Here is a 24090-nt window from a genome sequence, read left to right on the forward strand (position 1 = left end):
GTCTGCCTCCGATAGCGGCGGGCCGGACGTTCATTGAAGAAAGGCCGGCATGACCGCCGAACCGAGCACCAACGCCAGCGCTTTTCATGGCCTTGCCCGCAGGAGAGGCTGGGCCATGCTGTGCGGCCTTGCCCTGGCGGCGGCGCTCAGCCTCCTGGCGGCCTGCCTTGCCGGCTCGGTGGCGATCGATCCGGCCGATATGCTCGCCCTCATCGGGCGGGCCTCCCCGGACGAAGCGCACTCGCTCGCGGCGTCGCTGCTGGCGCTCAGGCTGGAGCGGGCGCTGTCCGCCTTCGCCACCGGCGCCATGCTGGCGCTGGCTGGCACCCTGATGCAGGCCCTGCTGCGCAATCCGCTCGCCGATCCCTATGTGCTCGGCCTGTCGGGCGGCGCCGCCGTCGGCGCGCTGTTGGCCATGCTGCTCGGCGCGGCCGCCTGGCTGATCGATGTGTCCGCCTTCGCCGGCGCCATGCTCGTCGCCGGTCTGATCTTCCTGTTCGCCTGGCGCGATCTGCGCGCCGGATTGTCCGAAGCCAACGGCCCCTTGCTGCTGCTGACCGGCGTGATCCTTGCCGCCGGCTGCGGCGCGCTGGTGACGCTGATGCTGTCGCTGGCCCCCGAAGGCCGGCTGCGCGGCATGGTGTTCTGGCTGGTCGGCGATTTGTCGGCGACGCCGCTGCGGCTGTTTCCCTGGGCGGTGCTCGGCGCCGCCCTCGTCTTTGGTCTGCGCGCGGCGCGCGACATCAACCTCATGGCCTTGCATGCGGAGGGCGCCGTCGCGCTCGGCGTGCCCGTCGGCCGCCTGCGCCAGCGGATTTTCGCCTGCGCCGCCCTGCTGACGGCGGCGGCGGTAAGCAATGCCGGCAGCATCGGCTTCGTCGGCCTGCTCGTGCCGCATGCCTGCCGCTTCGCCCTCGGCCCCGATCACCGCCTGCTGCTGCCGGCGGCAACCCTTTCCGGCGGCGCCTTCCTGGTGCTGGCCGATACGCTGGCGCGCACCGCGGTGGCGCCGCAGCAGTTGCCGGTGGGCGTCGTCACTGCCTTGATCGGCGTGCCGGTCTTCCTCCTGCAACTGCATCAGGCGAGGCGGCGTTGATTCTGCGCGCGCATCAGCTCGGCCTGCGCGTCGGCCAGCGCCTGCTAGTGCAGGGGCTCGATTGGACGATAAATCCGGGCGAATGCTGGAGCCTCATCGGCCGCAACGGCGCCGGCAAGAGCACGCTGCTGCGAGCATTGGCCGGCCTGCGCGAGCCGGACGGCGGCGAGATTCTGCTGGATGGGCAGCCCTTGCCGGCGTGGCAGCCGCTGGCGCTCGCCCGGCGCCGCGCCTTCCTGTCTCAGGGCCGGCAGGATGCCTTCGGCTACCGTGTCATGGAACTCGTGCTGGCCGCGCGCCATCCCTATCAGGCTGCCAATTACTGGGAGTCCGACGCCGATCATTCGTTTGCGCTGCGCTCGCTGCAGGCGCTGGACGTGGCGCATCTCGCTGGGCGCGACATACGCACGCTGTCCGGCGGCGAACGGCAACGGGTGGCGATCGCCGCCGTGCTGGCCCAGGACACGCCGCTGCTGCTGCTGGACGAGCCGACCAGCGCGCTCGACCTTGCCCATCAGATGCAGGTGCTGCGGCTGCTGCGCCGGCTGTGCCGCGAGGAGGGCAGGTCGGTGGTGCTGGTCGGACATGACCTGAACCTGCTGCATGACGTGGCCAGCCATGCGCTGCTGCTGATGGAGGGCGGCGCCTGGCATGGTGGCACGGTCGACGAGGCAATGACGCCTGCGCTGCTCGGCGCCTGCCTCGGCCATCCGGTGCAAGCGTTGCGGCACGAAGGGCGGGTGGTCTTCCTGCCCGGCGGGGATGTTCAGGAGTGAACCCGTGATGGAAACAACCGATAACGCCTGTCCCCCAAAGCCGGTTGAAACGCCCGCGCGCAGCCTGATTCTCGGCGGCGTCCGCTCGGGCAAGAGCGCTCATGCCGAAGCCCTGGCGCGCCAGGCCGGGTCGGCGGGCAGGGAAGTGGTGGTGATCGCCACCGCCCATGCTGGCGATGAGGAAATGGCGCGCCGCATCGCGATGCATCGGGAGCGGCGCGATGCGCGCTGGATCACGATCGAGGAACCGCTGCGCCTGGGCGCCGCGTTGCGCCAGTGGTGCGGGCCGCAGCGCGTCGTGGTGGTGGATTGCCTCAACGTATGGCTGTCCAATCTGCTGTTTGCCGAAGGCGGTGAATACCCTGAAGTGGGGCGGGTCGCGGCGCCCGACTGCTTCGCCGCCGAGCGGGCCGATTTGCTCGCCGCGCTGCAGGCCCCCGCCGGCGATGTCATCCTGGTGGCCAATGAAGTCGGTCTGGGTGTCGTGCCGATGGGCGCCGTGTCGCGCTTCTTCGTCGACGAGGCCGGTCGCCTGAACCAGGCTCTGGCCGCACTGTGCGAGAACGTCGACCTGATCGTTGCCGGTTTGCCGCTGCGCCTGAAGGCGACGTCATGCTGATTCGCCGTACCTGGGCGCATGTCACCGTGCGGTGTGATCAGGCTCGCTGGAGCCGCTGGCGCCCGCTTGCGAATGGAGGGAATCCATGACGTGTTGGTTTCATCGCTGCGCAGCCATCCTGCTCGCCGTCGCGGCGCTGCCCGCGCTGGCGGAGGTCAGCGCGCGAGACGATGCCGGCAACGAAGTGCGGCTGGCGCAGCCAGCGCGGCGCGTCGTCTCGCTGTCGCCGCACGCTACCGAGCTGCTGTTCGCCGCCAGCGCCGGCGAGCGCATCGTCGGCGCGGTCGACTACAGCGACTATCCACCGGCGGCGCGCAGGATTCCGCGGGTCGGCGATAACCAGCACCTCGACATCGAGCGCATCCTGGCGTTGAAGCCGGACCTTCTGGTGGCGTGGCTGCACGGCGCCGCTGCCAAACAGCTCGACAGCCTGCGCCGGCTCGGCATCCCGATCTTCCAGAGCGAGCCGCGCCGGCTGGCGGATATCCCGGACAGCGTCGCCCGGCTGGGCGCGCTGCTCGGCACCGATGCGCAGGCGAAGGCCGCCGCCGGCGGCATGCAGGGTCAGATCGAGCGCCTGACGCGGGACTACGGCGCGAAGCCGAAGGTGCGGGTGTTCTACCAGGTGTGGGAGCGGCCGCTCTATACGCTCAATGGCCAGCATATCGTCAGCGACGCCATCCGCCTGTGCGGCGGCGAAAACGTCTTCGGCGGGCTCAGCGTCATCGCGCCCATGGTCAGCGCCGAGGCGGTGCTGCTGGAGAACCCGGAAGCCATCATCAGCGCCGACAAAAAGGACAGGGGCGCCATCAGCCTGGAGCACTGGAAGCAGTATCCCGGCCTGACCGCGGCGAGGCGCGGCAACCTGTTCATCCTCGACGCCGACGAGATCAACCGCGCCGGTCCGCGCATGATCGATGCCGCCGGCGTGCTATGCAACAAGCTGGAACTGGCGCGCTCGCGGCGGAAGGACGTGCCGCCACGGTGACCGGAACAGCTGTCTCACGGGCCACGGAAGTTGAAGAGATGCAATCCTGCCATGTTATTCTTGCATCCGGTCCAATCGCCGTGGAGGAAGCATGCCCGTTATCGTCGTCGCCAATCCCAAGGGTGGTGTCGGCAAAAGCACCATTGCCACCAACCTGGCCGGCTACCTGGCGCGCCAGGGCCATGGCGTGATGCTGGGCGACATCGACCTGCAGCAATCGTCGCGTTCCTGGCTGTCGCTGCGCCCCGCCAGCCTGCCTGCGATCGCGCCCTGGGACATCCTCGAAGACGGCAGCGCCAAGCCGCCGAAAGGCACCACCCATGTGGTGCTGGATACCCCGGCTGGCTTCGACGGCCCGCGCGCGGAGCAGGTCCTGGCCATGGCGCACAAGGTCATCGTGCCGCTGCAGGCCTCGATGTTCGACATCCTCGCCACCCAGGCCTTCCTGCAGCGGCTGCGCGAGCGGGGCAGCGTCGCCGCCGGCGTGGTCGGCATGCGGGTCAATCCGCGCACCAAGTCCGCCGAGCAGCTGGCGCACTATACCCGCACGCTGGGCGTGCCGATGCTGGGCTTCCTGCGCGATACGCAGAACTATGTGCAGCTGGCGGCGCATGGCGCGACGCTGTGGGACGTGGCCCCCTCCCGCGTCGAGAAGGACCTCGAGCAATGGCAGGGACTGCTGCAGTGGCTGCAGCAGTCCTGAATCCGACAACAATATCCAGAACAGAAGACCCGGAGAGAACTATGGCAAATCAAACCATCCGCAAGGCGGTGTTCCCGGTGGCTGGCCTCGGCACCCGCTTTCTTCCCGCCACCAAGGCCAGCCCCAAGGAAATGCTGCCGGTCGTCGACAAGCCGCTGATCCAGTATGCGGTGGAGGAAGCGGTCGCCGCCGGCATGACCGAGATGATTTTCATCACCGGACGCGGCAAGCGCTCCATCGAGGACCATTTCGACAAGGCCTACGAGCTGGAATCGGAACTGGCGCTGCGCAAGAAAATGGACGTGCTTGAGAGCGTGCAGAACATGCTGCCCAGGCACATCAACTGCGTCTACATCCGCCAGCCCGAAGCGCTCGGCCTCGGCCATGCGGTGCTGTGTGCCCGTCATGTGGTCGGCAACGAGCCTTTCGCGGTATTGCTGGCCGACGACCTGCTCGATGCACAGACGCCGGTGATCGGGCAGATGGCAAACGTGTACGACTACTACCGCTGCTCGGTGCTCGGCGTGCAGGATGTGCCGCGCGAAGACACGAAGAGCTACGGCATCGTCGATGCGCGCAAGATTGGGGAGCGGCTGGAGCAGCTCAACGGCATCGTGGAGAAGCCGTCGCCGGAAAAGGCGCCTTCCACGCTGGCGGTGGTGGGCCGCTACATCCTGTCGCCGCGCATCTTCCACCACCTGGAAAAGGTGGAGCGGGGCGCCGGCGGCGAGATCCAGCTCACCGACGGCATCTCGGCGCTGCTGGCCGAGGAGCAGATCCTGGCGCATCGCTACGAAGGCAAGCGCTACGATTGCGGCTCCAAGCTCGGCTACCTGCAGGCCACCATCGTGTTCGGCCAGCGCCATCCGGAAATCGGCACCGATTTCTCGAAATGGCTGCTCAGCCTGGCGGAGTCGCCGCAAATGTGAATCGAGTGGAATTGAAAGAAAAATGCCCGGCTTCCAGGCCGGGCATTTTTACTTGCGGCGTTCGGCGCGAGACCGTATCAGATTTCCAGGTTGTCGATCAGGCGAGTGGCGCCCAGCTTGGCGGCGGCCACCACCACCAGCGGTTCGCCCTTGGCAAGGTCGCCGGCGGAAGGCGGCTGCAGGTCGATGCGCTTGCGGATCGAGATGTAGTCCGGCTTCCAGCCGCGGCCGGCCAGCTTCGCCATGGCAGCGCGCTCCAGTTCGAAGATGTCGAGGTGGCCGTTGCGCACCTCGTCCGCCACCTGGTTCAGCTGGCGGTACAGCGAGGGCGCCTCGGCCCGTTCCTGCGGCGAGAGATAGCTGTTGCGGGAAGAGAGCGCGAGGCCATCGTCGGCGCGATAGGTCTCGGCGGCGATGATCTCGGTCGGCAGCGCGAACTGGCGCGCCATGTTACGCACGATCATCAGCTGCTGGTAATCCTTCTTGCCGAACACCGCCACGCGCGGCTGCACGCAGGAGAACAGCTTCAGCACCACGGTGGTGACGCCGGTGAAGAAACCGGGGCGGAACTCGCCTTCGAGGATGTTGCCTAGGTCGTCCGGCGGCCGCACCCGGTACTCCTGCGGCTCCGGATACATGTCCTTCTCGGTCGGCGCGAACAGCACGTAGACGCCTTCCTTCTCCAGCTTCTCCACGTCCGCCTGGAAGGTGCGCGGGTACTTGTCGAAATCCTCGTTGGGACCGAACTGCAGGCGGTTGACGAAGATGGAGGCGACCACCGGGTCGCCATGCTTGCGCGCCAGGCGCATCAGCGACAGGTGGCCCTCATGCAGGTTGCCCATGGTCGGCACGAAGGCGGTGCGGAGCTGGCCGCGCAACTGGTCACGCAGCTCGTCGATGGAGGAAATGATTTTCATGGCTTGAATCCGGTTGCGGCCCGAGGCGGGTTCTTCTGTATTTGCGCGTCAGGCCGGTGAATAGGAGAGGCGCACGTAGATCGGCGCGAAGGCTTCCGCCTGGGTGATCTCGATCAGCGTCTCCTTGGCCAGCTCCAGCAGGGCGATGAAATTCACCACCACCACCGGCACGCCGCGCGAGGGATCGAAGAGTTCGGAAAACTCGACGAAACGGCTGGATTGCAGCCGGCGCAGGATGGCGGTCATGTGCTCGCGCACCGACAATTCCTCGCGGCTGATGGTGTGGTGCTGGGTCAGCTTGGCGCGCTTGATCACGTCGGCCCAGGCCGCCTGCAGGTCGTTCAGGTTGACATCCGGCCAGCGCACGACGACGCTCTGGTCGATGTAGATCTGGGCGCGCACATAGTCGCGGCCGAGCTGGGGCAGGGCATCGATTTGCTGCGCCGCCAGCTTCATTTGTTCGTATTCCAGCAGGCGCCGCACCAGCTCGGCGCGAGGGTCTTCCGCTTCCTCCCCGGTATCGGCTTTCTTCACCGGCAGCAGCATGCGCGACTTGATTTCGATGAGCATGGCCGCCATCAGCAGGTACTCGGAAGCGAGTTCCAGATTGCGCACCCGGATCTGCTCCACGTACTCCAGGTACTGCAGCGTGACCTGGGCCATCGGGATGTCGAGGATGTTGAAGTTCTGCTTGCGGATCAGGTAGAGCAGCAGGTCGAGCGGGCCCTGGAAGGCTTCCAGGAACACTTCCAGCGCGTCGGGCGGGATGTAGAGGTCGGTAGGCAGCTTGAACAGCGGCTCCCCGTACAGCTTGGCGAAGGCCATGCCGTCCACGGTATCGGGTGTCGAATCCGGCTGGCCGGCGAGTGCCGCTTCAGGCGCGTCGGGCGGCAGCGCCGGCAGCGGCGCTTCCTGCGGTTTGCTCACGATGGCTTAGAGCTTGGACTGGTAGACGTAGCCGTTCTGCTTGACGCGCGATTCGGCGGCGCGTCGCTGGTTGTCGAGGTCGAGCGGGCCCTTGTCCCACAGCAGCAGGCGGCCATTGCGCTGCTTTTCCTCGAGGTTCGGGTCTTTCTGCTTCAGTTCCTTCAGGAACTTGGTGAAATCGGATTCGTATTCCTTGAGCTTCATGATGCACCACCGAAATGAAAGTGGCGGTATTTTACCTTGACTCGCCCAAGTTTCCGTTGAAGCGCTGACAATTCGGCGTTGGTTATGGGCAAAGAATTCCGGATGGGACGTTCTTTCACCTCAATATCTGAGCTGCTTGCGCATCACCATCGGTTCCGGTTCCGCCGGGTTGGCATAGGTATAGACCAATTCCGGCGCCGGTTCGAAACCGTAGGCGGCATACAGGTCGAGGAGAGGTGTTTGGTCCGGCCTCACCGCCAGACGCAATTCTTCAATCTCGCAGGCTTGCGCCTGGTGGATCACCGCCTCGAGGAGATGCTGCGATAGCTGGACGCCCCGATACTCCGGGAGCACGCCCATGCGCATGATTTCCCAGACATCTGATTCGCCTTCCAGCGGATGCCAGCGCACCGAGCCGACCGGGCGCTCGTCGGCCAGCAGAATGAAGCCGCCGCCGTCGCGCAGATCGCTTACCACCCGTTGCGGGCTTTCCTGGTGTCCGCTGGAACTGGCCACGACCTTGCCGGCCCAGGCGGAACGGGTCAGATCGGCAATCAGCTGGGCGTCTTCTTCCTTCGCTTCGCGAATCAGAATGTCCATTGCGGCAAAGAGCGGTAAGTCAAAGATGATGCAATCATCATAAGAGACAAGGCCCGGGTTGCAAAGTTTTGCAGCCCGAGCCCTGGGTTTCAGGCGGTTAGCGCACCCGCATGCCCGGCTCGGCGCCCGGCCAGGGGTTCAGCACGTAGATGCCCGGATTGGATTTCTCGTCCTTGGCCGAAGCCGCCAGCACCATGCCTTCGGAAACGCCGAACTTCATCTTGCGCGGCGCGAGGTTGGCCACCATCACCGTCAGCTTGCCGATCAGGTCTTCCGGCTGGTAAGCCGACTTGATGCCGGAAAACACATTGCGCAGCCGGCCCTCGCCCGCATCCAGCGTCAGGCGCAGCAGCTTGTCGGAGCCTTCCACATGCTCGCAGTTGACGATCCTGGCGATGCGCAGATCAATCTTGGCGAAGTCGTCCACCTTGATCTCCGGGGCGATTGTTTCAATCGCGCCGCCGTTCCCACCTTCTCCCTCAGGGGGAAGGCCGGGATGAGGGTGGGTTTCGGTCACAGAAGACGATGCTTTAGCAGAAGAAGAACCCGCGCCCGTCTCCTGCGCTGCCGGCATCTCAAACAGCGCATCCAGCATCTTCGGCTCCACCCGCGTCATCAAATGCTCGAACTTCCCGATCGCCGTCGGGCTGCTTTGCAAATCAGCCCAGGCCAGTTCGCGCTCGATGCCATACAGCGTCGCCACGCGGCGCGCCAATGCAGGGAGAATGGGCGCGAGGTAGATCGTCAGGCGATAGAAGGAATGCAGCAGATCGCTGCACACATCCTGCAATGCCTGATCGTTAGCCGCATCCTTGGCCAGTTCCCACGGCTTTTTCGTGTCGACGAACTGGTTCACCTCGTCGGCCAGCGCCATGATCTGGCGGATGGCCTTGCCGTATTCCCGCGCTTCGAAGGCGTCGCGGATTTCCTGCTCGGCGCCGCCCTGCACCAGTTCCCAGAACCGATTGGTGGTGCGGCCTTCGGAAACCGGGTTGCTCAGCTTGCCGCCGAAGCGCTTGGTGATGAACCCCGCCGCCCGGCTGGCGATGTTGATGTATTTGCCGATCAGGTCGGCGTTGACCCGGGTGACGAAGTCGTCCGGGTTGAAGTCAACGTCCTCGACCCGGGCATTGAGCTTGGCGGCGATGTAGTAGCGCAGCCATTCCGGATTCATGCCAATTTCGAGGTAGCGCAGCGGCGAGATGCCGGTGCCGCGCGACTTCGACATCTTCTCGCCGCTCACGGTGATGAAGCCATGCACGAACACGTTGTTCGGCACCTTGCGGCCGGCGAAGTGCAGCATTGCCGGCCAGAACAGGGTGTGGAAATAGGTGATGTCCTTGCCGATGAAATGGTATTGCTCGGTGGACGGATCCTTCATGAAGGCGTCGAAGTCGCGGCCGGTCTTGGCGAAATAGTTCTTCAGCGAGGCGAGGTAGCCGATCGGCGCGTCCAGCCAGACATAGAAGTACTTGCCCGGCGCATCCGGGATCTCGATGCCGAAATACGGCGCGTCGCGGCTGATGTCCCAGTCGCCCAGGCCGCTTTCGCCTTCCAGCCACTCGCGCGCCTTGTTCGCCACCTCCGGCTGCAGCCGGCTCGGATCGAGCGCCCAATCGCGCAGGAAGGCGGTGCATTTCGGGTCGGACAGCTGGAAGAAGAAATGCTCGGAGGAACGCATCACCGGCGTCGCGCCGGACAGGGTGGAGTAGGGGTTCTTCAGGTCGGTCGGAGCGTAGACAGCGCTGCAGACTTCGCAGGAATCGCCGTACTGGTCCTTGGCGCCGCACTTCGGGCATTCGCCCTTGATGTAGCGATCCGGCAGGAACATGTTCTTCACCGGGTCGTAGAACTGCTCGACCGTGCGGCTGGTGATCAGCTTGGCATTGTCGCGCAGCGCCCGGTAGATTTCCTGCGACAGCTCGGTGTTTTCGGCGCTGTCGGTGGAGTGCCAGTTGTCGAACTCGATATGGAAGCCGTCGAGGTACTGCTTGCGGCCGGCGGCGATCCGGGCCACGAACTCCTGCGGCGTGACGCCGGCTTTCTCGGCCGCGATCATGATGGGCGCGCCATGCGCATCGTCGGCGCCGACGAAATTCACCTCGTTGCCCTGCATGCGCTGGAAGCGGACCCAGATGTCGGCCTGGATGTACTCCATGATGTGGCCGATATGGAAGGCGCCGTTGGCGTAGGGCAGGGCGGTGGTCACGAACAGCTTGCGTGGCGTCGGGTTGCTCATTTGACGATGCTTTGGTTGAAATGGGAAAACGCACATTTTAGCAGTGCAAGGCCTGCGGACGCCGCAGCCTGCCATGGGCGCCGGGTAAGCGGTTAGAATACGGCTTTATTGATGACAACGGCTTTGGCGCTCCAAGGCCGTTTTTCTTTGCCATGACTGTCCGCACACGTTTCGCTCCCAGCCCCACCGGCTACCTGCATCTCGGCGGCGCACGCACCGCGCTGTTTTCCTGGGCCTATGCGCGCCATTTCGGCGGCACCTTCATCCTGCGCATCGAGGATACCGACCTGGAGCGCTCCACCCCGGAAGCGGTGCAGGCGATCATCGACGGCATGCAGTGGCTCTGCCTGAACCATGACGAAGGCCCGTTCTACCAGATGCAGCGCATGGACCGCTACCGCGAAGTGGTGGCGCAGATGCTTGCCGGCGGCACCGCCTATCACTGCTATTGCACGCCGGAAGAAGTGGAGGCCATGCGCGAGCGCCAGCGCGCCGCCGGCGAAAAACCGCGCTACGACGGCACCTGGCGTCCGGAACCGGGCAAGACCCTGCCGACGATTCCGGAAGGCCGCAAGCCGGTAGTCCGCTTCCGCAATCCGCTCGACGGCGAGGTGACCTGGAACGACGTGGTGAAGGGCGAGATCACCATCGCCAACAAGGAGCTGGACGACCTGATCATCGCCCGTTCCGACGGCACGCCGACCTACAACTTCTGCGTCGCCGTCGACGACTGGGACATGCGCATCACCCATGTCATTCGCGGCGACGACCATGTGAACAACACGCCGCGCCAGATCAACATCCTGAAGGCGCTCGGCGCGCCGCTGCCCGAATACGGCCATGTGCCGATGATCCTCGGCGCAGACGGCGAGAAGCTGTCCAAGCGCCACGGCGCCGTCAGCGTGATGGAGTACCCGGCCCAGGGCTACCTGCCGGAGGCGATGCTCAATTATCTGGCGCGCCTGGGCTGGAGCCATGGCGACGAGGAGATCTTCTCGGTGCAGCAGTTCTGCGAATGGTTCAACCTCGACCACCTGTCGAAGTCGCCGGCGCAGTTCAACCCGGAAAAGCTCGCCTGGCTGAACAACCATTACATCAAGCTCGCCGACAACGGCCGCCTGGCAGAACTGGCGATGCCCGTGCTGGAGCGGGAGGGCGCAGCGTTCGAGGGGGCGCCGCCGCTGGCCGAGGTCATCGGCCTGATGAAGGAACGCGCCAACACCATCAACGAGCTGGCCGGTGCCGCCATGCTGTTCTACCGCCAGCCGCAGCCCGACGATGCGCTGGTGGCGCAGCACATCACCGACGCCATCAAGCCGGCGCTGGCGCAGTTCGCCGCGCAGTGCGGGACGGTGGAGTGGAGCAAGCCGGCGCTCTCCGCCCTGATGAAGGAAGTGCTGGGCGCTCACAAGCTGAAGATGCCGCAGCTGGCGATGCCGCTGCGCCTCATCATCACCGGCCAGCTGCAAACGCCGGCCATCGATGCGGTGCTGGCGCTGTTCTCGCGCGAGGTGGTATTGGCTCGCCTGCAGAAGTTCGTCGGCTAAATTTCCGGAAAGAAGGCCGAAGGGATTTACAGGGCAGAAAACTCTTTGCTATACTCTCGTTTCTTCGCACACGGGGGTATAGCTCAGCTGGGAGAGCGCTTGCATGGCATGCAAGAGGTCAGCGGTTCGATCCCGCTTACCTCCACCAGTGCAGAAGACTAGGTCCCCATCGTCTAGAGGCCTAGGACATCACCCTTTCACGGTGAGTACCGGGGTTCGAATCCCCGTGGGGACGCCAGGATTCAATGAGATGCGAAGCAGGTTGGCGGCATCTCGCAGCAGCAAGCTTCCGGTGGTTGGCCGGCCGGAAGTGGCAACAGGACAGATTACTGTCCCCATCGTCTAGAGGCCTAGGACATCACCCTTTCACGGTGAGTACCGGGGTTCGAATCCCCGTGGGGACGCCAGACAAGACGCCGCGCAGCAATGCGCGGCGTTTTTCATTTGTGTCCCGAATGATTGGCGATGCAGCGCTGGCTGCGAACCAGTTTTGACACTGCTCCGCCCTTTCGGCTACCGCATCAATGCTGCAGGCTTGCGAGATCCGCTTGCGCGCCGTCTCAGCCTCTCGTGTTTCTCCACTACCTGCATTGCCAGTCTCGTCGGCTACTTCCTGATGATTGCCTTCTGCTTGCCGGCAGGCGTCATGTCGCAGGAAACGCCTCTTCTAGCTTCAGCAGCCTCCCGGTCTCGCCCGCATCGTAGCCGGAGAGGGTCTGTACCTCGTCGCGGAAGGCCGGAGACTGCAGCACGTTCCTCACCTCCCGCATGAGGGTTTGTTCCAGACCGGCAATCGGCACGGCGAAGAAATACCGCTCTTCCAGCAGCGGCAGGAAGTCCAGGCCGAAGCGGCGCGCCGCCGTTTCCACGCCGATGCCCACGTCGGCCATGCCGCTGGCGATATAGGCGGCCACCGCCGAGTGCGTGAATTCAGCGCTGTCGAAACCGCTGATGCGTGCCGGGTCCATGCCGGCATCGGCTAGCATGAGTTCCACCAGCATGCGGGTGCCTGAACCGGCCTGGCGGTTGACGAAGCGGACATCCGGCCGCAAGAGGTCTTCCAGACGGCCGATATGCTTCGGATTGCCCGGCGCCAGAAACAGGCCCTGGCGGCGCACGGCGAGGTGGATCAGGCAATGCCGCGCCGGGTCCAGCCATTGCGCGTAGCGGCGGGCAGCAGCCTGCTCGAATTTTCCCAGTGGCACATGAAAGCCGGCGAGGTCGCATTCATTCTGCGCGAGCGCGGCGACGGCGTCGGTGCTGTTCCGATAGCGCAGCTTGACCGGCAGCCGCGCCGCGTCCAGGTGATTGAGCATCGCCGCCACCGCGAAGCCATGGCTGGCATCGATGCGTATCGTCGCCGGTGGCTGCATCACCATGCGGTTCAGCTCGTCGCCGAGTTCCGAGGCCAGGCTTTCCAGCGTCGGCGTCAGCCGGGCGGCAATGCGCCGGTCGGCCCAGATCAGCTTCTCGGCAAGCGGCGTGAGCCGGGTGCCGCGACCGCGGCCGGTTTGCATCAGCGGACTGCCGAACAGCTTCTCGCCGTCGCGCAGCAGGCCCCAGGCATAGCGGTAGGAGAGGCCGGCCGCCTGCGCCGCCTGAGCGATCGAGCCGGTGTCCTGCACGGCTTTGAGCAGCGACAGCAGAATGGCGGTGTCGAGCGCTTCTTCGGTGCCGCGGGCGATTTCCCAGTGAGGGCTGATCTTGATCCGGTACATTATGCAAAAAATAGCTTATTGAACTGGGGTATGAGGCAATGGTATTTTCCGTCCTGCCCAGAACTAGAGACTATAATTCCAGGAAAGTGGGCGCAGCGGTTTGACGAAATATGCAGGATAGAGCATATATTCGGCAAGCAAAAAAATATCGGCCCGTCAGGTGCGCCGTCACATGGCGCAGCCGACCTCATCGAGACAAGCAGGCACATTCATGTCCCACCCCGTGATTCCCATCGTCGCCGAAGGCGCCAGCCGGCAGCGCAAGCGCGAAGCGCCCAAGGGCCGGCGCGTCGATCCCGACAGCCTGGCCGACGTGCAGACGCTGACTGCCGGACTGCCGCGCCGGCGCGATCTCCTGATCGAGCATCTTCACCGCATCAACGACGCCCTCGGCTGCCTGCCGACGACGCATCTCGCCGCCCTCGCGGCCGAGCTGCGCATGGCCCAGACCGAAGTCTACGAAGTCGCCAGCTTTTATCACCACTTCGAGGTGGTGCGGGAAGGACAGGCGCGTCCGGCGGCTCTGACCGTGCGCGTATGCGCCAGCCTGTCCTGCGAACTGGCCGGCGCGGCGGAACTCCTCGAGAAGTTGCCGGCCATTCTCGGCGCCGACGTGCGCGTGCTCGCAGCGCCCTGCGTCGGCCGCTGCGAGCAGGCGCCGGTGGCGGTGGTCGGGCAGAACGCCATCCCGCATGCCGACTGCGCCAAAACCGCCGCCGCCGCGCAGCAAGGCCTGACCGCGCCGGTGCTCGAAGACTATATCGACCATGAGCGCTATCTCGCCCATGGCGGCTACCGCCTGCTGCAGGAATGCCATGCGGGCGGGCGCGATGCCGAGGCGGTGATCGGCGCAATGGAAGACTCGGGCTTGCGCGGCCTCGGCGGCGCCGGCTTTCCGGCAGGGCGCAAATGGCGCATCGTGCGGGCCGAGACGGGGCCGAAGCTGATGGCGGTGAACATCGACGAGGGCGAGCCGGGTACCTTCAAGGACCGGACCTACCTGGAGCGCGATCCGCATCGCTTCCTGGAGGGCATGCTGATCGCCGCCTGGGCGGTGGGCATCGACGACATCTACCTCTACCTGCGCGACGAATACCATGCCTGCCGCGTGATGCTGGAGCGCGAGCTGGCGAAGCTGCTGGCCGATCCGCCGGTGGCTAAGCTGCCCGGCATCCATCTGCGGCGCGGCGCCGGAGCCTACATCTGCGGCGAAGAGTCGGCGATGATCGAGTCGATCGAAGGCAAGCGTGGCATGCCGCGCCTGCGGCCGCCCTATGTCGCCCAGGTCGGCCTGTTCGGCCGGCCCACGCTGGAACACAATTTCGAAACCCTCTACTGGGTGCGGCAGATCGCGGAGCAGGGCGGCGCCTGGTTCGCTGCCCATGGCCGCCACGGCAGGAAGGGCCTGCGTTCCTTCTCGGTGTCGGGCCGGGTGAAGAAGCCGGGCGTCCACCTGGCGCCAGCCGGCATCACCGTCGCCGAACTGATCGAGGAATACTGCGGCGGCATGCAGGACGGCCACCAGTTCTATGCCTACCTGCCGGGCGGCGCTTCCGGCGGCATCCTGCCGGCGTCGCTGGGCGACGTCCCGCTCGACTTCGATACCCTGCAGCCGCACGGCTGCTTCATCGGCTCGGCGGCAGTGATCGTGCTGTCCGACCAGGACCGGGCCATCGACGCGGCGCGCAACATGATGGCCTTCTTCAAGGATGAGTCGTGCGGCCAGTGCACGCCCTGTCGCGCCGGCACCGCCAAGGCGCTGCAGCTCATCAGCCAGCCGCGCTGGGACGTGGAATTGCTCGGCGAACTGTCCGCCGTGATGCGCGACGCCTCCATCTGCGGCCTGGGCCAGGCCGCGCCGAATCCGGTGGACAGCGTGATCCGCCATTTCCCGCACGAACTCGAAGGCTGAACCATGAATGCCATCACTCCCAAGGAAGCACTGCAGCCGGCCGGGCAAGCCGTCAGCTTCAGCCTCAATGGCCGCACGGTCACGGCCCGGGCCGGCGAGACCCTGCTATCGGTCTGCAAGCGCGAAAACATCGACGTGCCGCATCTGTGCCACAAGGATGGACTGGAATCGGCCGGCAATTGCCGCGCCTGCGTGGTCGAGGTCGCCGGCGAGCGCACGCTGGCGCCGTCCTGCTGCCGCAGCGTGGCGCCAGACATGAAGGTGACCACCGACAGCGAGCGCGCCGTCAAGGCGCAGCGCATGGTGCTGGAACTGCTGCAATCGGACCTGCCCGAGGCCGATTACACCCGCCACAATGAAGTGGATGAATGGGCGCGGAAGATGGAAGTGGGCCGGCCGCGCTTCGCGCCGCGCGCGCCTTTTCCATCGGATTATTCGCACCCGGCCATCAGCGTCAACCTGGACGCCTGCATCCAGTGCACCCGCTGCCTGCGCGCCTGCCGCGACGAGCAGATGAACAATGTCATCGGCCTGGCGCTGCGCGGCGAGGCTGCCACCATCGTCTTCGACATGGGCGACCCGATGGGCAACTCCACCTGCGTCGCCTGCGGCGAATGCGTGCAGGCCTGCCCGACCGGCGCCATCATGCCGGCGCGCGGCGCCGCCCTGGCCGTGCCCGACAAGTCGGTGGACTCCGTCTGCCCCTACTGCGGCGTCGGCTGCCAGCTGACCTACCATGTGAAGGACAACCGCATCGAGTATGTGGAAGGGCGCGACGGCCCGGCCAATTCCGGGCGGCTGTGCGTCAAGGGGCGCTATGGCTTCGACTACGCGCATCATCCGCAGCGCCTGACCAGGCCGCTGATCCGCCGCGCCGATGCGCCCAAGCGAGCCGACATGGCGATGAATCCGGAAGACGTGCTGTCGGTGTTCCGCGAGGCGAGCTGGGAAGAGGCGCTGGCGCTCGCCGCCGGCAAGTTGAAGACGATACGCGACCAGCACGGCGGCCGGGCGCTGGCGGGCTTCGGCTCGGCCAAGGGCAGCAACGAGGAAGCTTACCTGTTCCAGAAGCTGGTGCGCACCGGTTTCGCCAGCAACAACGTCGACCACTGCACCCGCCTGTGCCATGCCTCCTCGGTGGCAGCGCTGCTCGAAGGCATAGGCTCGGGCGCGGTGTCGAATCCGGTGCGGGATATCGAACAGGCGGACGTTGCCATCATCATCGGCGCCAACCCGACGGTGAACCATCCGGTCGCGGCCACCTGGATGAAGAACGCGGCCGCCGCAGGCACCAGGCTGATCGTGCTGGACCCGCGCCGCTCTGAACTGGCAGCCATCGCCCATCGCCATCTGCAATTCAAGCCGGACACCGATGTGGCGCTGCTCAACGCGATGATGCATGTGATCGTGGAAGAGGGCCTGGTCGATGAAGGCTTCATCGCCGACCGCACCAGCGGTTTCGAGGCGCTCAAGGCAAATGTCGCCGCCTACAGCCCGGAGAAGATGGCGCCGATCTGCGGCATCGATGCCGATACCATCCGCTACGTGGCGCGGTTGTACGCCAGCGCCAAGTCGGCCATGATCCTGTGGGGCATGGGGGTGTCGCAGCATGTGCACGGCACGGATAACGCGCGCTGCCTGATCGCGCTGGCGCTGATGACCGGCCAGATCGGCAGGCCCGGCACCGGCCTGCATCCGCTGCGCGGGCAGAACAACGTGCAGGGCGCGTCCGACGCGGGACTGATCCCGATGATGTATCCCGATTACCAGCGCGTCGACAATCCGGAGGCGAAGGCGAGATTCGAGTCGCTGTGGGGCATGGCGCTCGACGACCGCCCCGGCCTCACGGTGGTGGAAGTGATGAAGGCGATCAAGGCCGGCGAAGTGAAGGGCATGTACATCATGGGCGAGAATCCGGCGATGTCCGATCCGGATGCCAACCACGCCCGGGAGTCGCTGGCGGCGCTCGAGCATCTGGTGGTGCAGGACATCTTCCTCACCGAAACCGCCTACCTGGCCGACGTGGTGCTGCCGGCCTCCGCCTTCGCCGAGAAGACCGGCACCTTCACCAACACCGACCGGCTGGTGCAACTGGGCCGGCAGGCGATCGACCCGCCGGGCGATGCGAGGCAGGACCTCTGGATCATCCAGCAGATGGCCAATGGCTTGGGACTCGACTGGCGCTACGGCGACGTGGCCGAGGTGTTCGACGAGATGCGCCGCTCCATGCCCAGCATAGGCGGCATCACCTGGGAACGGCTGCAGCGGGAAGATGCGGTCACCTATCCCTGTATGCAGGAAGGCGATCCCGGCGCGCCGGTGGTGTTCACCGACAGCTTTCCGACGGCCACCGGCCGTGCGCGCTTCGTGCCGGCCGACATCATCCCGGCGGCGGAAAGGCCGGATGCCGACTATCCCTTGGTGCTGATCACCGGCCGCCAGCTGGAGCATTGGCATACCGGCAGCATGACGCGCCGGGCCGGCGTGCTGGATGCGCTGGAGCCGGATCCGGTGGCCCTGGTGCATCCGCTCGACCTCGCCGATCTCGGCGTGGCGCCGGGCGGCGTTATCACCATCGCTTCGCGGCGCGGCGAGGTCAGCCTGTATGCCCGCGCCGACGACAGCTCGCCGCCCGGCGCGGTGTTCGTCCCGTTCTGCTACTACGAGGCGGCGGCGAACCGGCTCACCAACGATGCTCTCGACCCCTTCGGCAAGATTCCGGAGTTCAAGTACTGCGCCGTCCGCATTACCCCGGGCGGCACGCCGCCGCATCAGTCCAGCTTCGGCGGCGGCCAGATCCTCGCCCGCGCCGGCGACATGCGGGCCGCCTGACGCATGCCGCCGCGGCCGCTGCTGTCGAATGCCGAAGGCGCGCTGATCCACGAAGTGGAAGCGGTGGATGAGCGCGGCCGCACCACCACCATTGCCATTCCGGTGGAGCGGCCGCTCACGCTGTATCTCGACAGGCGCGAGATCGTCACGCTGATGACCATCGGCGCCGCGCCGGAGGCGCTGGCGCTCGGCTACCTGCGCAACCAGCGGCTGGTCAGCGCCATCGAGGATATCGTCGCGGTGCAGGTGGACTGGGAAGTGGATGCGGCCGCCGTGGTGACGGCAAGCGGATCGGCCGGCCTCGACAGCCGGCTTGCCCGCCGCACCATTACCAGCGGCAGCGCCGAAGGTTCGGGTTTCGGCAACCTGATGCAGGAAGTGGATGCCATCCGCCTCCCGCCCGACGCCCGGCTGCAGCAATCGACCTTGTATCGGATTATTGATACCATCCGCCTGCAGCCGTCGATCTACAAGCGCGCCGGTTCCATCCATGGCTGCGCGCTGTTGTCGGCCGGGGGCGACTTGCTGTACTTCGTGGAAGACGTCGGCCGCCACAACGCGGTGGATGCCATCGCCGGCAAGATGTGGCTGGATGGCGTGGCGGGCGGCGACAAGGTGTTCTACACCACCGGCCGCCTGACCTCGGAGATGGTGATGAAGGGAGCTCAGATGGGCATCCCTTTCCTGCTGTCGCGTTCCGGCACCACGCAGATGGGCAACGTGGTCGCCCGCAGGCTCGGCATGACCATGCTGGCGCGCTGCAGCGGCAGGCATTTCCTTTTGCTGTCCGGCGAGGAAAGGTTGGCCATGGATGTGCCGGACGATGACTGAGCCTTTCCCTGATGTCCATACCCGATGCCGTCGGCAGCGCCTTCCTGCTGCTGTTTTCCGGTGATGCCGCGCTCTGGCGCATCATCTGGATCTCCCTCAAGACCTCCATCGTCGGCCTGCTGATCGCCGCGCCGATCGCCATCCTGGCCGGCTATGCCATCGCCAGCTTTTCCTTCCGCGGCCGGCGCGTGCTGATCTGGCTGTCGCAGGCGGCCCTGTCGCTGCCGACGGTGCTGATCGGCCTGCTGCTCTATCTCACCCTGTCGCGCCAGGGTCCGCTGGGCGCATTGCAGATGCTGTTCACCCAGTCGGGCATCATCGCCGGCCAGGTGCTGATCGCGCTGCCGGTGCTGGTGGCCTTCACATTGAGCGCGGTGCAGGCGGCCGACCCGCGCCTGGCGGAAACGGCCATCGCCCACGGCGCTTCGAGCTGGCGGGTGCTGCTCACCGTGCTGCACGAAGTCCGCTTCGGCGTGATGGCGGCGGTGATCAACGGCTTCGGCCGGGTAATCTCCGAAGTCGGCTGCGCCCTCATGGTGGGCGGCAACATCGCCGGCGAAACCCGCACCATCACCACCGCCATCGCGCTCGAAACCAGCAAGGGCGATTTCGCCCAGGGCATCGCCCTCGGCATCGTATTGGTAGCCATCGCACTCGCGATCAACGCGGTGCTGGTTCTGCTGCAAGGCGATACCCGCACGGCGCGGGCGGCGATTTGACCGTATTTCGGAACAACCCATGCACGATCCGCTCACCCTGCACCTGTTTTGCCGTGTCATCGACAATTACGGCGACATCGGCATCTGCTGGCGCTTTGCCAGGCAACTGCATCAGGAGCACGGCATTGCGGTGACGTTGTGGGTGGACGACCTGCGCAGCTTTCACCGTATCTGTCCTGAGGTGTCCGTGGCCATGGACACTCAGGTCGTTGCCGGGATCGGTGTACGCTATTGGCGAACGCAGGACGGTGCGTTCTCTACGGATGACATTGCCGACATGGTCATCGAATTCTTCGGGTGTGATCTTCCCCCGGGCTATATCGCTGCCATGGCGCAGTGCGCGCCCCCGCCGGTTTGGCTCAACCTTGAAGGCTTGACGGCCGAGGAATGGGTCGAGGGCTGCCACACGCTACCGTCGCCGCATCCGCGCTTGCCGTTGACGAAATACTTCTTTTTTCCCGGGTTCACGGCGAAAACCGGTGGCCTGCTCCGGGAAGCTTCCCTGGAGGATGATCGTCTCCGATTCCAGTCGGACCCGGCGCGCGTGAACGCGTTTTTCGCTCGCTTGGGCGTCACGCCGACGGAGTTGGCAGCCTTGAAAGTATCGCTGTTCTGCTATCCGCATGCCCCCGTGGCCTCCTTGTTCGATGCGTGGCAACACGGGGAAAGTCCGGTCACATGCTTCGTTCCCGAGGGCGTGGCCCCTGATGCCGTGCATGCATTTTTTGGCAGGGTTGCAATGTCGGGGGATCTCTGCCGCCAAGGCGCATTGTCGGTCCGCATCCTGCCTTTTGTTCCCCAGCAGGATTACGACAAGCTCTTGTGGGCGTGCGATCTGAACTTCGTGCGCGGGGAAGATTCCTTCGTGCGGGCACAGTGGGCCGAAAAGCCCTTCGTGTGGCATATCTATCCTCAGGACGAAGACCTCCATCACAAGAAATTGCGGGCGTTCCTGGATCGTTATGCTACGGACAATGACGGCTTGCGTTCTTTTTCATTGCATTGGAATGGAGCGCCGCCGGAACAACCTTTGGCAGTGGCCAATACCTTGACGCAGTGGCGCGCTTTGCAGGCAAATCTCCCCAGCTTGGCGAAAAGGGCTGGCCAATGGAAAAGCCTGATGATGTCTCTTGGAGACTTCACCTCGAACCTGCTTGAATTCGTGCACGCACGCCGATCGGCGCCAGCGGAAAAATAGGTATAATGCGCGGTTAATTTACGCCGAGCGTCCTACGCTCGCGGTTCGATCCGATTCGAACTGTCAGCGCCGTTGGCCATGAAGCGGCAAATGGTTTTTATGCAATCCAATTCTTACCACTATTTATTATGAAACCTGCAAAAGAAGTTCGTGTTGGCAATATCATCATGGTCGACGGCAAGCCTTTCATCGTGCTGCGCTCCGATGTCAACGGTTCGAGCCGCACCGGCTTTACCTATAAATGGAAGATGAAAAATCTGTTGACCGGCGCTCCGCTGGAAAACGTCTTCCGCGGCGACGACAAGTTCGATGTCGTCGTCCTCGAAAAGAAACCGGTGACGTTTTCCTACTTTGCCGATCCGCTGTATGTGTTCATGGATGAGGAATACAACCAGTACGAAATCGAGAAGGAAAACCTGGGCGACGCCCTGAATTACCTCGAAGACGGCATGGCATGCGAAGCGGTGTTTTACGACGGCAAGGCGATTTCCGTTGAACTGCCGACCACGATCGTGCGCGAAGTGACCTACACCGAGCCGGCTGTCAAGGGCGATACTTCGGGCAAGGTACTGAAGCCGGCCAAGCTTTCCACCGGTTTCGAAATCCCGGTTCCGCTGTTTGTCGACATCGGCGACAAGATCGAGATCGATACGCGCACCGGCGAATACCGCAGCCGCTCGAAGTAAGCGCTGCGCGTCATGCGTTGAAATCAAAAGCCACGGCAAGCCTGCTTCCGTGGCTTTTTCTTTATCCATCGATTTTCTCAATCCCGATGCCAAAGCTTCTGCCATCCGCCTTGCTTGCCCTGTCCATCCTCGCCGGCTGCGCTACCCATGGCAGTGACCGCACGAGAGCCGATTCCGGCGTGGCCGCGCCATCGACGTCCGTCATTCCGGTTCCTGGTCAGATCACGATTCAGGATCGCGAGGGCGCAGCCGTGCTGGAGAAAGTGCAGCCCCATGTGGGCGTGTCCTCCAACGTGGTGGAGAAGCTGGCCCATGCGCAGGGATGCATGAGCGAGAAGGGCGCGGGATTGATTACCCAGAAGGGACCGGTGGAAATCTATCGCATGCAGTGCGACGACGGCCGCGTCTTCAATGCGCGTTGCGAGCTGCGGCAATGCGGGCCGCTGCGCTGAGCTACATCACCTGCCGTATCCTGGCGATGCGCTCGCTGGTGGCGGGGTGCGTCGAGAGATAGGCGACCGGGCCGTCATCTTTGGGCTTGATCGATTCCAGCAGCCTGACCAGGCTTGCGGCCGGCACGCCATTGGACTTCATCATCGCCAGCGCGTAATCATCCGCCTCCCGTTCTGCATCGCGCGAATAGTGCAGGTCGAGCAGCATGGCCGGCACGCTCGCCACGATGGTCGACACGTCGCCGAATAGCAGGCTCATCCCGGCTCCCACCACGGAAGTTTGAATCAGACGGCGCATGAAATGGCGCTGATCGAGATGGCCCAGTTCATGCGCCAGCACACCGACGATGGCGTCGTCATCCGCTGCCAGTTTCACCAGTTCATCCGTCAGCACGATATCGCCCGAAGGGAGAGCGAATGCATTTGGTCCGACAGGCCCGGAACGGAAATGGAGACGCGGCGTATCGCCTTCCTGATGCGGACGAAGCAATGCGGCGAAGCGCTTGAGTATCGCTTCTTGCCGCTCCTTGGGAACGCTGCTCGCTTTGAACAGTTGGTCATCCAGCATCCTGAAGCTTTCCTTCCCGATGCGCCGCTCGAGCGAGATGGGCGTCATGCCAGCAATCAGTTTCGCGCCGGCCGGCAGCAGCACCTGGTAACCGAAAACCAGGCCGAGCAGCACCAGGACTACCGCGATCAATGCGCCATGCCAGCTTTGCTCCAGGCGTTCGGTCAGCATCTTTGCGTGGCCGGTGCTGCGCAGCAGGTCCTCGAAGGCGGCGTCATCCCGGATTTCCAGGAAGGCGCCATCCGGAAAAGTCACCTTGCGGGGCGCGCCGCCCAACTTGCTGGAAACCCGTAGCTCCCTGATCGGCTGCACCAGCATCAGCGCGCTGTCAATGCCTCTGACATAAGCGACGCCGCGCTGCACGGACAGTTCCACGGAATGCTTGCGGGACGTGCGGCCATCGAAAAAGTAAGCGGCTATGGTCATCGTCGTCAGAGCGCGATATCGAAATCAAAGACGTCAGCCATGCCTTCGCCGAGCGCCGATACCGAGGCGGTTTCCGCGGCTACGAATTCATCCAGGCTGGAGGCCGGCTGCATTTGCATCGATTCGATGCGGTACTTGAGCATGCGGATCTGCGCGAAGGGCGTGAACAGGCCGAAGGTGAGGGCTGTGGCGACGAGATTCGTCAGGATGATGAAAATCGCTTTGCCGGCCTTCGCCCGGCTGCGAAAGCGATGGCGGCCAAGCGTGGTCTGGTTCCATACCAAATTCTGGACTTGAATCAGAACCAGAGAGACGAACGCACCGACCACCGCCATGATGGTGAAGCCGGCCGGTACGAGGAGCAGAAATCCGAGCCACCTTTTTTCAGGGCTGTCGATCGTCTTCTGCAGGAGCATGATCAACATACCGAATCCAAGGACGCTGACCAGGATGATGGGTATGCCGACAAGCGCCCATTTCCCGAAGACCCTGTAGAAGTCCTTCGCGCTGGCGGTGAAGCCGAACCTGGTGACGCCATAGGCGCTTTCGCCATGTTGAAAGCGCTTCAGCCGCTGATAGGCGAGGGGTCCCAGGCAGCCCAATGACAGTCCGCTCAGGGACGGCCACAGCAGGAATGCCGAATAAGCCTTTTTCCGGCTGCCGATGAAGCGAAAGCGCACGCCGCGATAGCTAGTGTTGTGCAGCTTGAATTGCAAGCTCTTCCACATCAGGATGGGTATCAGGACGGTCATTGCGATGGACAGGACGCCCGCAATGCCCGTGCTGAACTTCGCGACGAACTGGTAGGCAATCGCGATGACCACCATCACGATCCGCCCCTTCAGGATGGCGACCGGATCGCCGTGGTACTCGAAGCTGCATCCGTCGAGGCGGGTATGCCGGTAGAAGTAGCGTGTCTTGCGGACCTTGGCCCAGGCCGAGTAGATGCCCAGGGTGAGCACGGTCAAGGCAAGGTTGACGATCCAGATGCGGAAGTATTCGGCGCCGTTGCCGGTGAACTGGAAAGGCTCGACGATATGCTTCGCCTGATGCGCCGGCGGATTGAGCGCGCTCGCCTGAGGGGACGAAGAAAGCTCTGTGGTCATAAGGCTTTTCCTTTCATCAATATGATGGAAAGGTCGACCACAATTACCACTTTGTCAACGTTTTCGGCGCGACTTTTTCCTTGCTGTTGTAGGTATG

Annotated in this window: 22 protein-coding genes and 3 tRNA genes; 17 read left to right on the top strand and 8 right to left on the bottom strand. The window is 64.4% G+C overall.

Annotation, left to right across the window (positions count from 1 at the left end):
• The first annotated feature begins 49 nt into the window (after nt 1–49).
• The 6 genes from CHB88_RS10585 (at nt 50) to galU (ending at nt 5111) form a co-directional block, all read left to right on the top strand.
• Nucleotides 50–1096 carry a FecCD family ABC transporter permease gene (locus tag CHB88_RS10585; RefSeq protein ID WP_176442412.1) on the top strand — a complete coding sequence of 349 codons (1047 nt, stop codon included), beginning with the start codon at nt 50–52 and terminating at the stop codon, nt 1094–1096.
• Nucleotides 1093–1872, top strand: a complete 780-nt coding sequence (locus tag CHB88_RS10590; protein WP_425436092.1) for an ABC transporter ATP-binding protein — start codon at nt 1093–1095, stop codon at nt 1870–1872. Before CHB88_RS10585 ends, CHB88_RS10590 begins: the two co-directional genes overlap by 4 nt.
• Before the next feature lie 7 nt (nt 1873–1879).
• Nucleotides 1880–2491 carry a bifunctional adenosylcobinamide kinase/adenosylcobinamide-phosphate guanylyltransferase gene (gene cobU / locus CHB88_RS10595; RefSeq protein ID WP_089399290.1) on the top strand — a complete coding sequence of 204 codons (612 nt, stop codon included), beginning with the start codon at nt 1880–1882 and terminating at the stop codon, nt 2489–2491.
• An 85-nt stretch (nt 2492–2576) separates the two neighbouring features.
• Nucleotides 2577–3479: a cobalamin-binding protein gene (locus CHB88_RS10600; RefSeq protein ID WP_089399291.1), complete on the top strand. Its 903-nt coding sequence runs from the start codon at nt 2577–2579 to the stop codon at nt 3477–3479.
• Nucleotides 3480–3570: 91 nt separating this feature from the next.
• Nucleotides 3571–4182, top strand: a complete 612-nt coding sequence (locus CHB88_RS10605; protein WP_089399292.1) for a ParA family protein — start codon at nt 3571–3573, stop codon at nt 4180–4182.
• Nucleotides 4183–4223: 41 nt separating this feature from the next.
• Nucleotides 4224–5111, top strand: a complete 888-nt coding sequence (gene galU / locus CHB88_RS10610; RefSeq protein ID WP_089399293.1) for a UTP--glucose-1-phosphate uridylyltransferase GalU — start codon at nt 4224–4226, stop codon at nt 5109–5111.
• A 77-nt stretch (nt 5112–5188) separates the two neighbouring features.
• On the opposite strand, the gene panC is transcribed toward galU, so the two are convergent.
• The 5 genes from panC to metG all read right to left on the bottom strand — a co-directional run bounded on the left by panC (nt 5189) and on the right by metG (nt 9998).
• Entirely contained in the window at nt 5189–6028 is an 840-nt protein-coding gene (gene panC / locus CHB88_RS10615; protein ID WP_089399294.1) for a pantoate--beta-alanine ligase, read from the bottom strand.
• A gap of 48 nt (nt 6029–6076) precedes the next feature.
• The gene (locus tag CHB88_RS10620) at nt 6077–6955 is read right to left on the bottom strand and encodes a segregation and condensation protein A (RefSeq protein ID WP_425436093.1); all 879 of its coding nucleotides are present in this window, start codon (nt 6953–6955) and stop codon (nt 6077–6079) included.
• A 6-nt stretch (nt 6956–6961) separates the two neighbouring features.
• Nucleotides 6962–7159, bottom strand: coding sequence for a DUF3460 family protein (locus tag CHB88_RS10625; protein WP_089399295.1), 198 nt, complete (start codon nt 7157–7159; stop codon nt 6962–6964).
• A 120-nt stretch (nt 7160–7279) separates the two neighbouring features.
• On the bottom strand, nt 7280–7759 hold the full coding sequence (locus CHB88_RS10630) for a GNAT family N-acetyltransferase (protein ID WP_089399296.1): 480 nt from the start codon (nt 7757–7759) through the stop codon (nt 7280–7282).
• 97 nt (nt 7760–7856) lie between these two features.
• Complete coding sequence (metG, locus tag CHB88_RS10635) at nt 7857–9998, bottom strand: methionine--tRNA ligase (protein ID WP_089399297.1); 2142 nt, start codon at nt 9996–9998, stop codon at nt 7857–7859.
• Between the two features lie 152 nt (nt 9999–10150).
• On the opposite strand from metG, the gene gltX reads away from it, so the two are divergent.
• The 4 genes from gltX to CHB88_RS10655 all read left to right on the top strand — a co-directional run bounded on the left by gltX (nt 10151) and on the right by CHB88_RS10655 (nt 11952).
• Nucleotides 10151–11545 (top strand): glutamate--tRNA ligase, encoded by a 1395-nt coding sequence (gene gltX, locus CHB88_RS10640; protein WP_089399298.1) that lies wholly within the window; start codon nt 10151–10153, stop codon nt 11543–11545.
• 72 nt (nt 11546–11617) lie between these two features.
• A tRNA-Ala gene (locus CHB88_RS10645) sits at nt 11618–11693 on the top strand.
• Nucleotides 11694–11707: 14 nt separating this feature from the next.
• Nucleotides 11708–11783 (top strand) — tRNA-Glu (locus CHB88_RS10650).
• A 93-nt stretch (nt 11784–11876) separates the two neighbouring features.
• Nucleotides 11877–11952: transfer RNA gene (locus tag CHB88_RS10655), tRNA-Glu, on the top strand.
• 237 nt (nt 11953–12189) lie between these two features.
• On the opposite strand, the gene CHB88_RS10660 is transcribed toward CHB88_RS10655, so the two are convergent.
• A complete protein-coding gene (locus CHB88_RS10660) occupies nt 12190–13263 on the bottom strand; it encodes a substrate-binding domain-containing protein (RefSeq protein ID WP_089399299.1) in 1074 nt (357 codons plus the stop codon).
• Nucleotides 13264–13474: 211 nt separating this feature from the next.
• On the opposite strand from CHB88_RS10660, the gene CHB88_RS10665 reads away from it, so the two are divergent.
• From CHB88_RS10665 to CHB88_RS10695, 7 genes are all read left to right on the top strand, one after another.
• On the top strand, nt 13475–15175 hold the full coding sequence (locus CHB88_RS10665) for an NADH-ubiquinone oxidoreductase-F iron-sulfur binding region domain-containing protein (RefSeq protein WP_089399300.1): 1701 nt from the start codon (nt 13475–13477) through the stop codon (nt 15173–15175).
• 3 nt (nt 15176–15178) lie between these two features.
• Nucleotides 15179–18007 (top strand): formate dehydrogenase subunit alpha, encoded by a 2829-nt coding sequence (gene fdhF / locus CHB88_RS10670; RefSeq protein ID WP_089399301.1) that lies wholly within the window; start codon nt 15179–15181, stop codon nt 18005–18007.
• A gap of 3 nt (nt 18008–18010) precedes the next feature.
• The gene (locus CHB88_RS10675; protein WP_089399302.1) at nt 18011–18838 is read left to right on the top strand and encodes a formate dehydrogenase accessory sulfurtransferase FdhD; all 828 of its coding nucleotides are present in this window, start codon (nt 18011–18013) and stop codon (nt 18836–18838) included.
• Between the two features lie 11 nt (nt 18839–18849).
• Nucleotides 18850–19557, top strand: coding sequence for an ABC transporter permease (locus CHB88_RS10680; RefSeq protein ID WP_089399303.1), 708 nt, complete (start codon nt 18850–18852; stop codon nt 19555–19557).
• A gap of 19 nt (nt 19558–19576) precedes the next feature.
• Nucleotides 19577–20755 (top strand): elongation factor P maturation arginine rhamnosyltransferase EarP, encoded by a 1179-nt coding sequence (earP, locus tag CHB88_RS10685; RefSeq protein ID WP_089399304.1) that lies wholly within the window; start codon nt 19577–19579, stop codon nt 20753–20755.
• Between the two features lie 128 nt (nt 20756–20883).
• The gene (gene efp / locus CHB88_RS10690) at nt 20884–21441 is read left to right on the top strand and encodes an elongation factor P (RefSeq protein ID WP_089399305.1); all 558 of its coding nucleotides are present in this window, start codon (nt 20884–20886) and stop codon (nt 21439–21441) included.
• An 86-nt stretch (nt 21442–21527) separates the two neighbouring features.
• Nucleotides 21528–21893 carry a hypothetical protein gene (locus tag CHB88_RS10695; RefSeq protein ID WP_089399306.1) on the top strand — a complete coding sequence of 122 codons (366 nt, stop codon included), beginning with the start codon at nt 21528–21530 and terminating at the stop codon, nt 21891–21893.
• Nucleotide 21894: 1 nt separating this feature from the next.
• Here CHB88_RS10695 and CHB88_RS10700 read toward each other — a convergent pair whose 3' ends face one another.
• Together CHB88_RS10700 and CHB88_RS10705 are read right to left on the bottom strand one after the other, a co-directional pair.
• Nucleotides 21895–22887, bottom strand: coding sequence for a M48 family metallopeptidase (locus CHB88_RS10700; RefSeq protein WP_089399307.1), 993 nt, complete (start codon nt 22885–22887; stop codon nt 21895–21897).
• Between the two features lie 5 nt (nt 22888–22892).
• Complete coding sequence (locus tag CHB88_RS10705) at nt 22893–23993, bottom strand: YjgN family protein (protein ID WP_089399308.1); 1101 nt, start codon at nt 23991–23993, stop codon at nt 22893–22895.
• Nucleotides 23994–24090: the final 97 nt, after the last annotated feature.

The organism is Noviherbaspirillum humi (assembly GCF_900188095.1).
Classification (GTDB): Bacteria; Pseudomonadota; Gammaproteobacteria; order Burkholderiales; family Burkholderiaceae_D; genus Noviherbaspirillum; species Noviherbaspirillum humi.

Coding starts and splice junctions, on each gene's coding strand:
- CHB88_RS10585 (WP_176442412.1), top strand. CDS start 50: ATGACCGCCGAACCGAGCACCAACGCCAGCGCTTTTCATGGCCTTGCC.
- cobU (WP_089399290.1), top strand. CDS start 1,880: ATGGAAACAACCGATAACGCCTGTCCCCCAAAGCCGGTTGAAACGCCC.
- CHB88_RS10600 (WP_089399291.1), top strand. CDS start 2,577: ATGACGTGTTGGTTTCATCGCTGCGCAGCCATCCTGCTCGCCGTCGCG.
- CHB88_RS10605 (WP_089399292.1), top strand. CDS start 3,571: ATGCCCGTTATCGTCGTCGCCAATCCCAAGGGTGGTGTCGGCAAAAGC.
- galU (WP_089399293.1), top strand. CDS start 4,224: ATGGCAAATCAAACCATCCGCAAGGCGGTGTTCCCGGTGGCTGGCCTC.
- panC (WP_089399294.1), bottom strand. CDS start 6,028: ATGAAAATCATTTCCTCCATCGACGAGCTGCGTGACCAGTTGCGCGGC.
- CHB88_RS10625 (WP_089399295.1), bottom strand. CDS start 7,159: ATGAAGCTCAAGGAATACGAATCCGATTTCACCAAGTTCCTGAAGGAA.
- CHB88_RS10630 (WP_089399296.1), bottom strand. CDS start 7,759: ATGGACATTCTGATTCGCGAAGCGAAGGAAGAAGACGCCCAGCTGATT.
- metG (WP_089399297.1), bottom strand. CDS start 9,998: ATGAGCAACCCGACGCCACGCAAGCTGTTCGTGACCACCGCCCTGCCC.
- gltX (WP_089399298.1), top strand. CDS start 10,151: ATGACTGTCCGCACACGTTTCGCTCCCAGCCCCACCGGCTACCTGCAT.
- CHB88_RS10660 (WP_089399299.1), bottom strand. CDS start 13,263: ATGTACCGGATCAAGATCAGCCCTCACTGGGAAATCGCCCGCGGCACC.
- CHB88_RS10665 (WP_089399300.1), top strand. CDS start 13,475: ATGTCCCACCCCGTGATTCCCATCGTCGCCGAAGGCGCCAGCCGGCAG.
- fdhF (WP_089399301.1), top strand. CDS start 15,179: ATGAATGCCATCACTCCCAAGGAAGCACTGCAGCCGGCCGGGCAAGCC.
- CHB88_RS10675 (WP_089399302.1), top strand. CDS start 18,011: ATGCCGCCGCGGCCGCTGCTGTCGAATGCCGAAGGCGCGCTGATCCAC.
- CHB88_RS10680 (WP_089399303.1), top strand. CDS start 18,850: ATGTCCATACCCGATGCCGTCGGCAGCGCCTTCCTGCTGCTGTTTTCC.
- earP (WP_089399304.1), top strand. CDS start 19,577: ATGCACGATCCGCTCACCCTGCACCTGTTTTGCCGTGTCATCGACAAT.
- efp (WP_089399305.1), top strand. CDS start 20,884: ATGAAACCTGCAAAAGAAGTTCGTGTTGGCAATATCATCATGGTCGAC.
- CHB88_RS10695 (WP_089399306.1), top strand. CDS start 21,528: ATGCCAAAGCTTCTGCCATCCGCCTTGCTTGCCCTGTCCATCCTCGCC.
- CHB88_RS10700 (WP_089399307.1), bottom strand. CDS start 22,887: ATGACCATAGCCGCTTACTTTTTCGATGGCCGCACGTCCCGCAAGCAT.
- CHB88_RS10705 (WP_089399308.1), bottom strand. CDS start 23,993: ATGACCACAGAGCTTTCTTCGTCCCCTCAGGCGAGCGCGCTCAATCCG.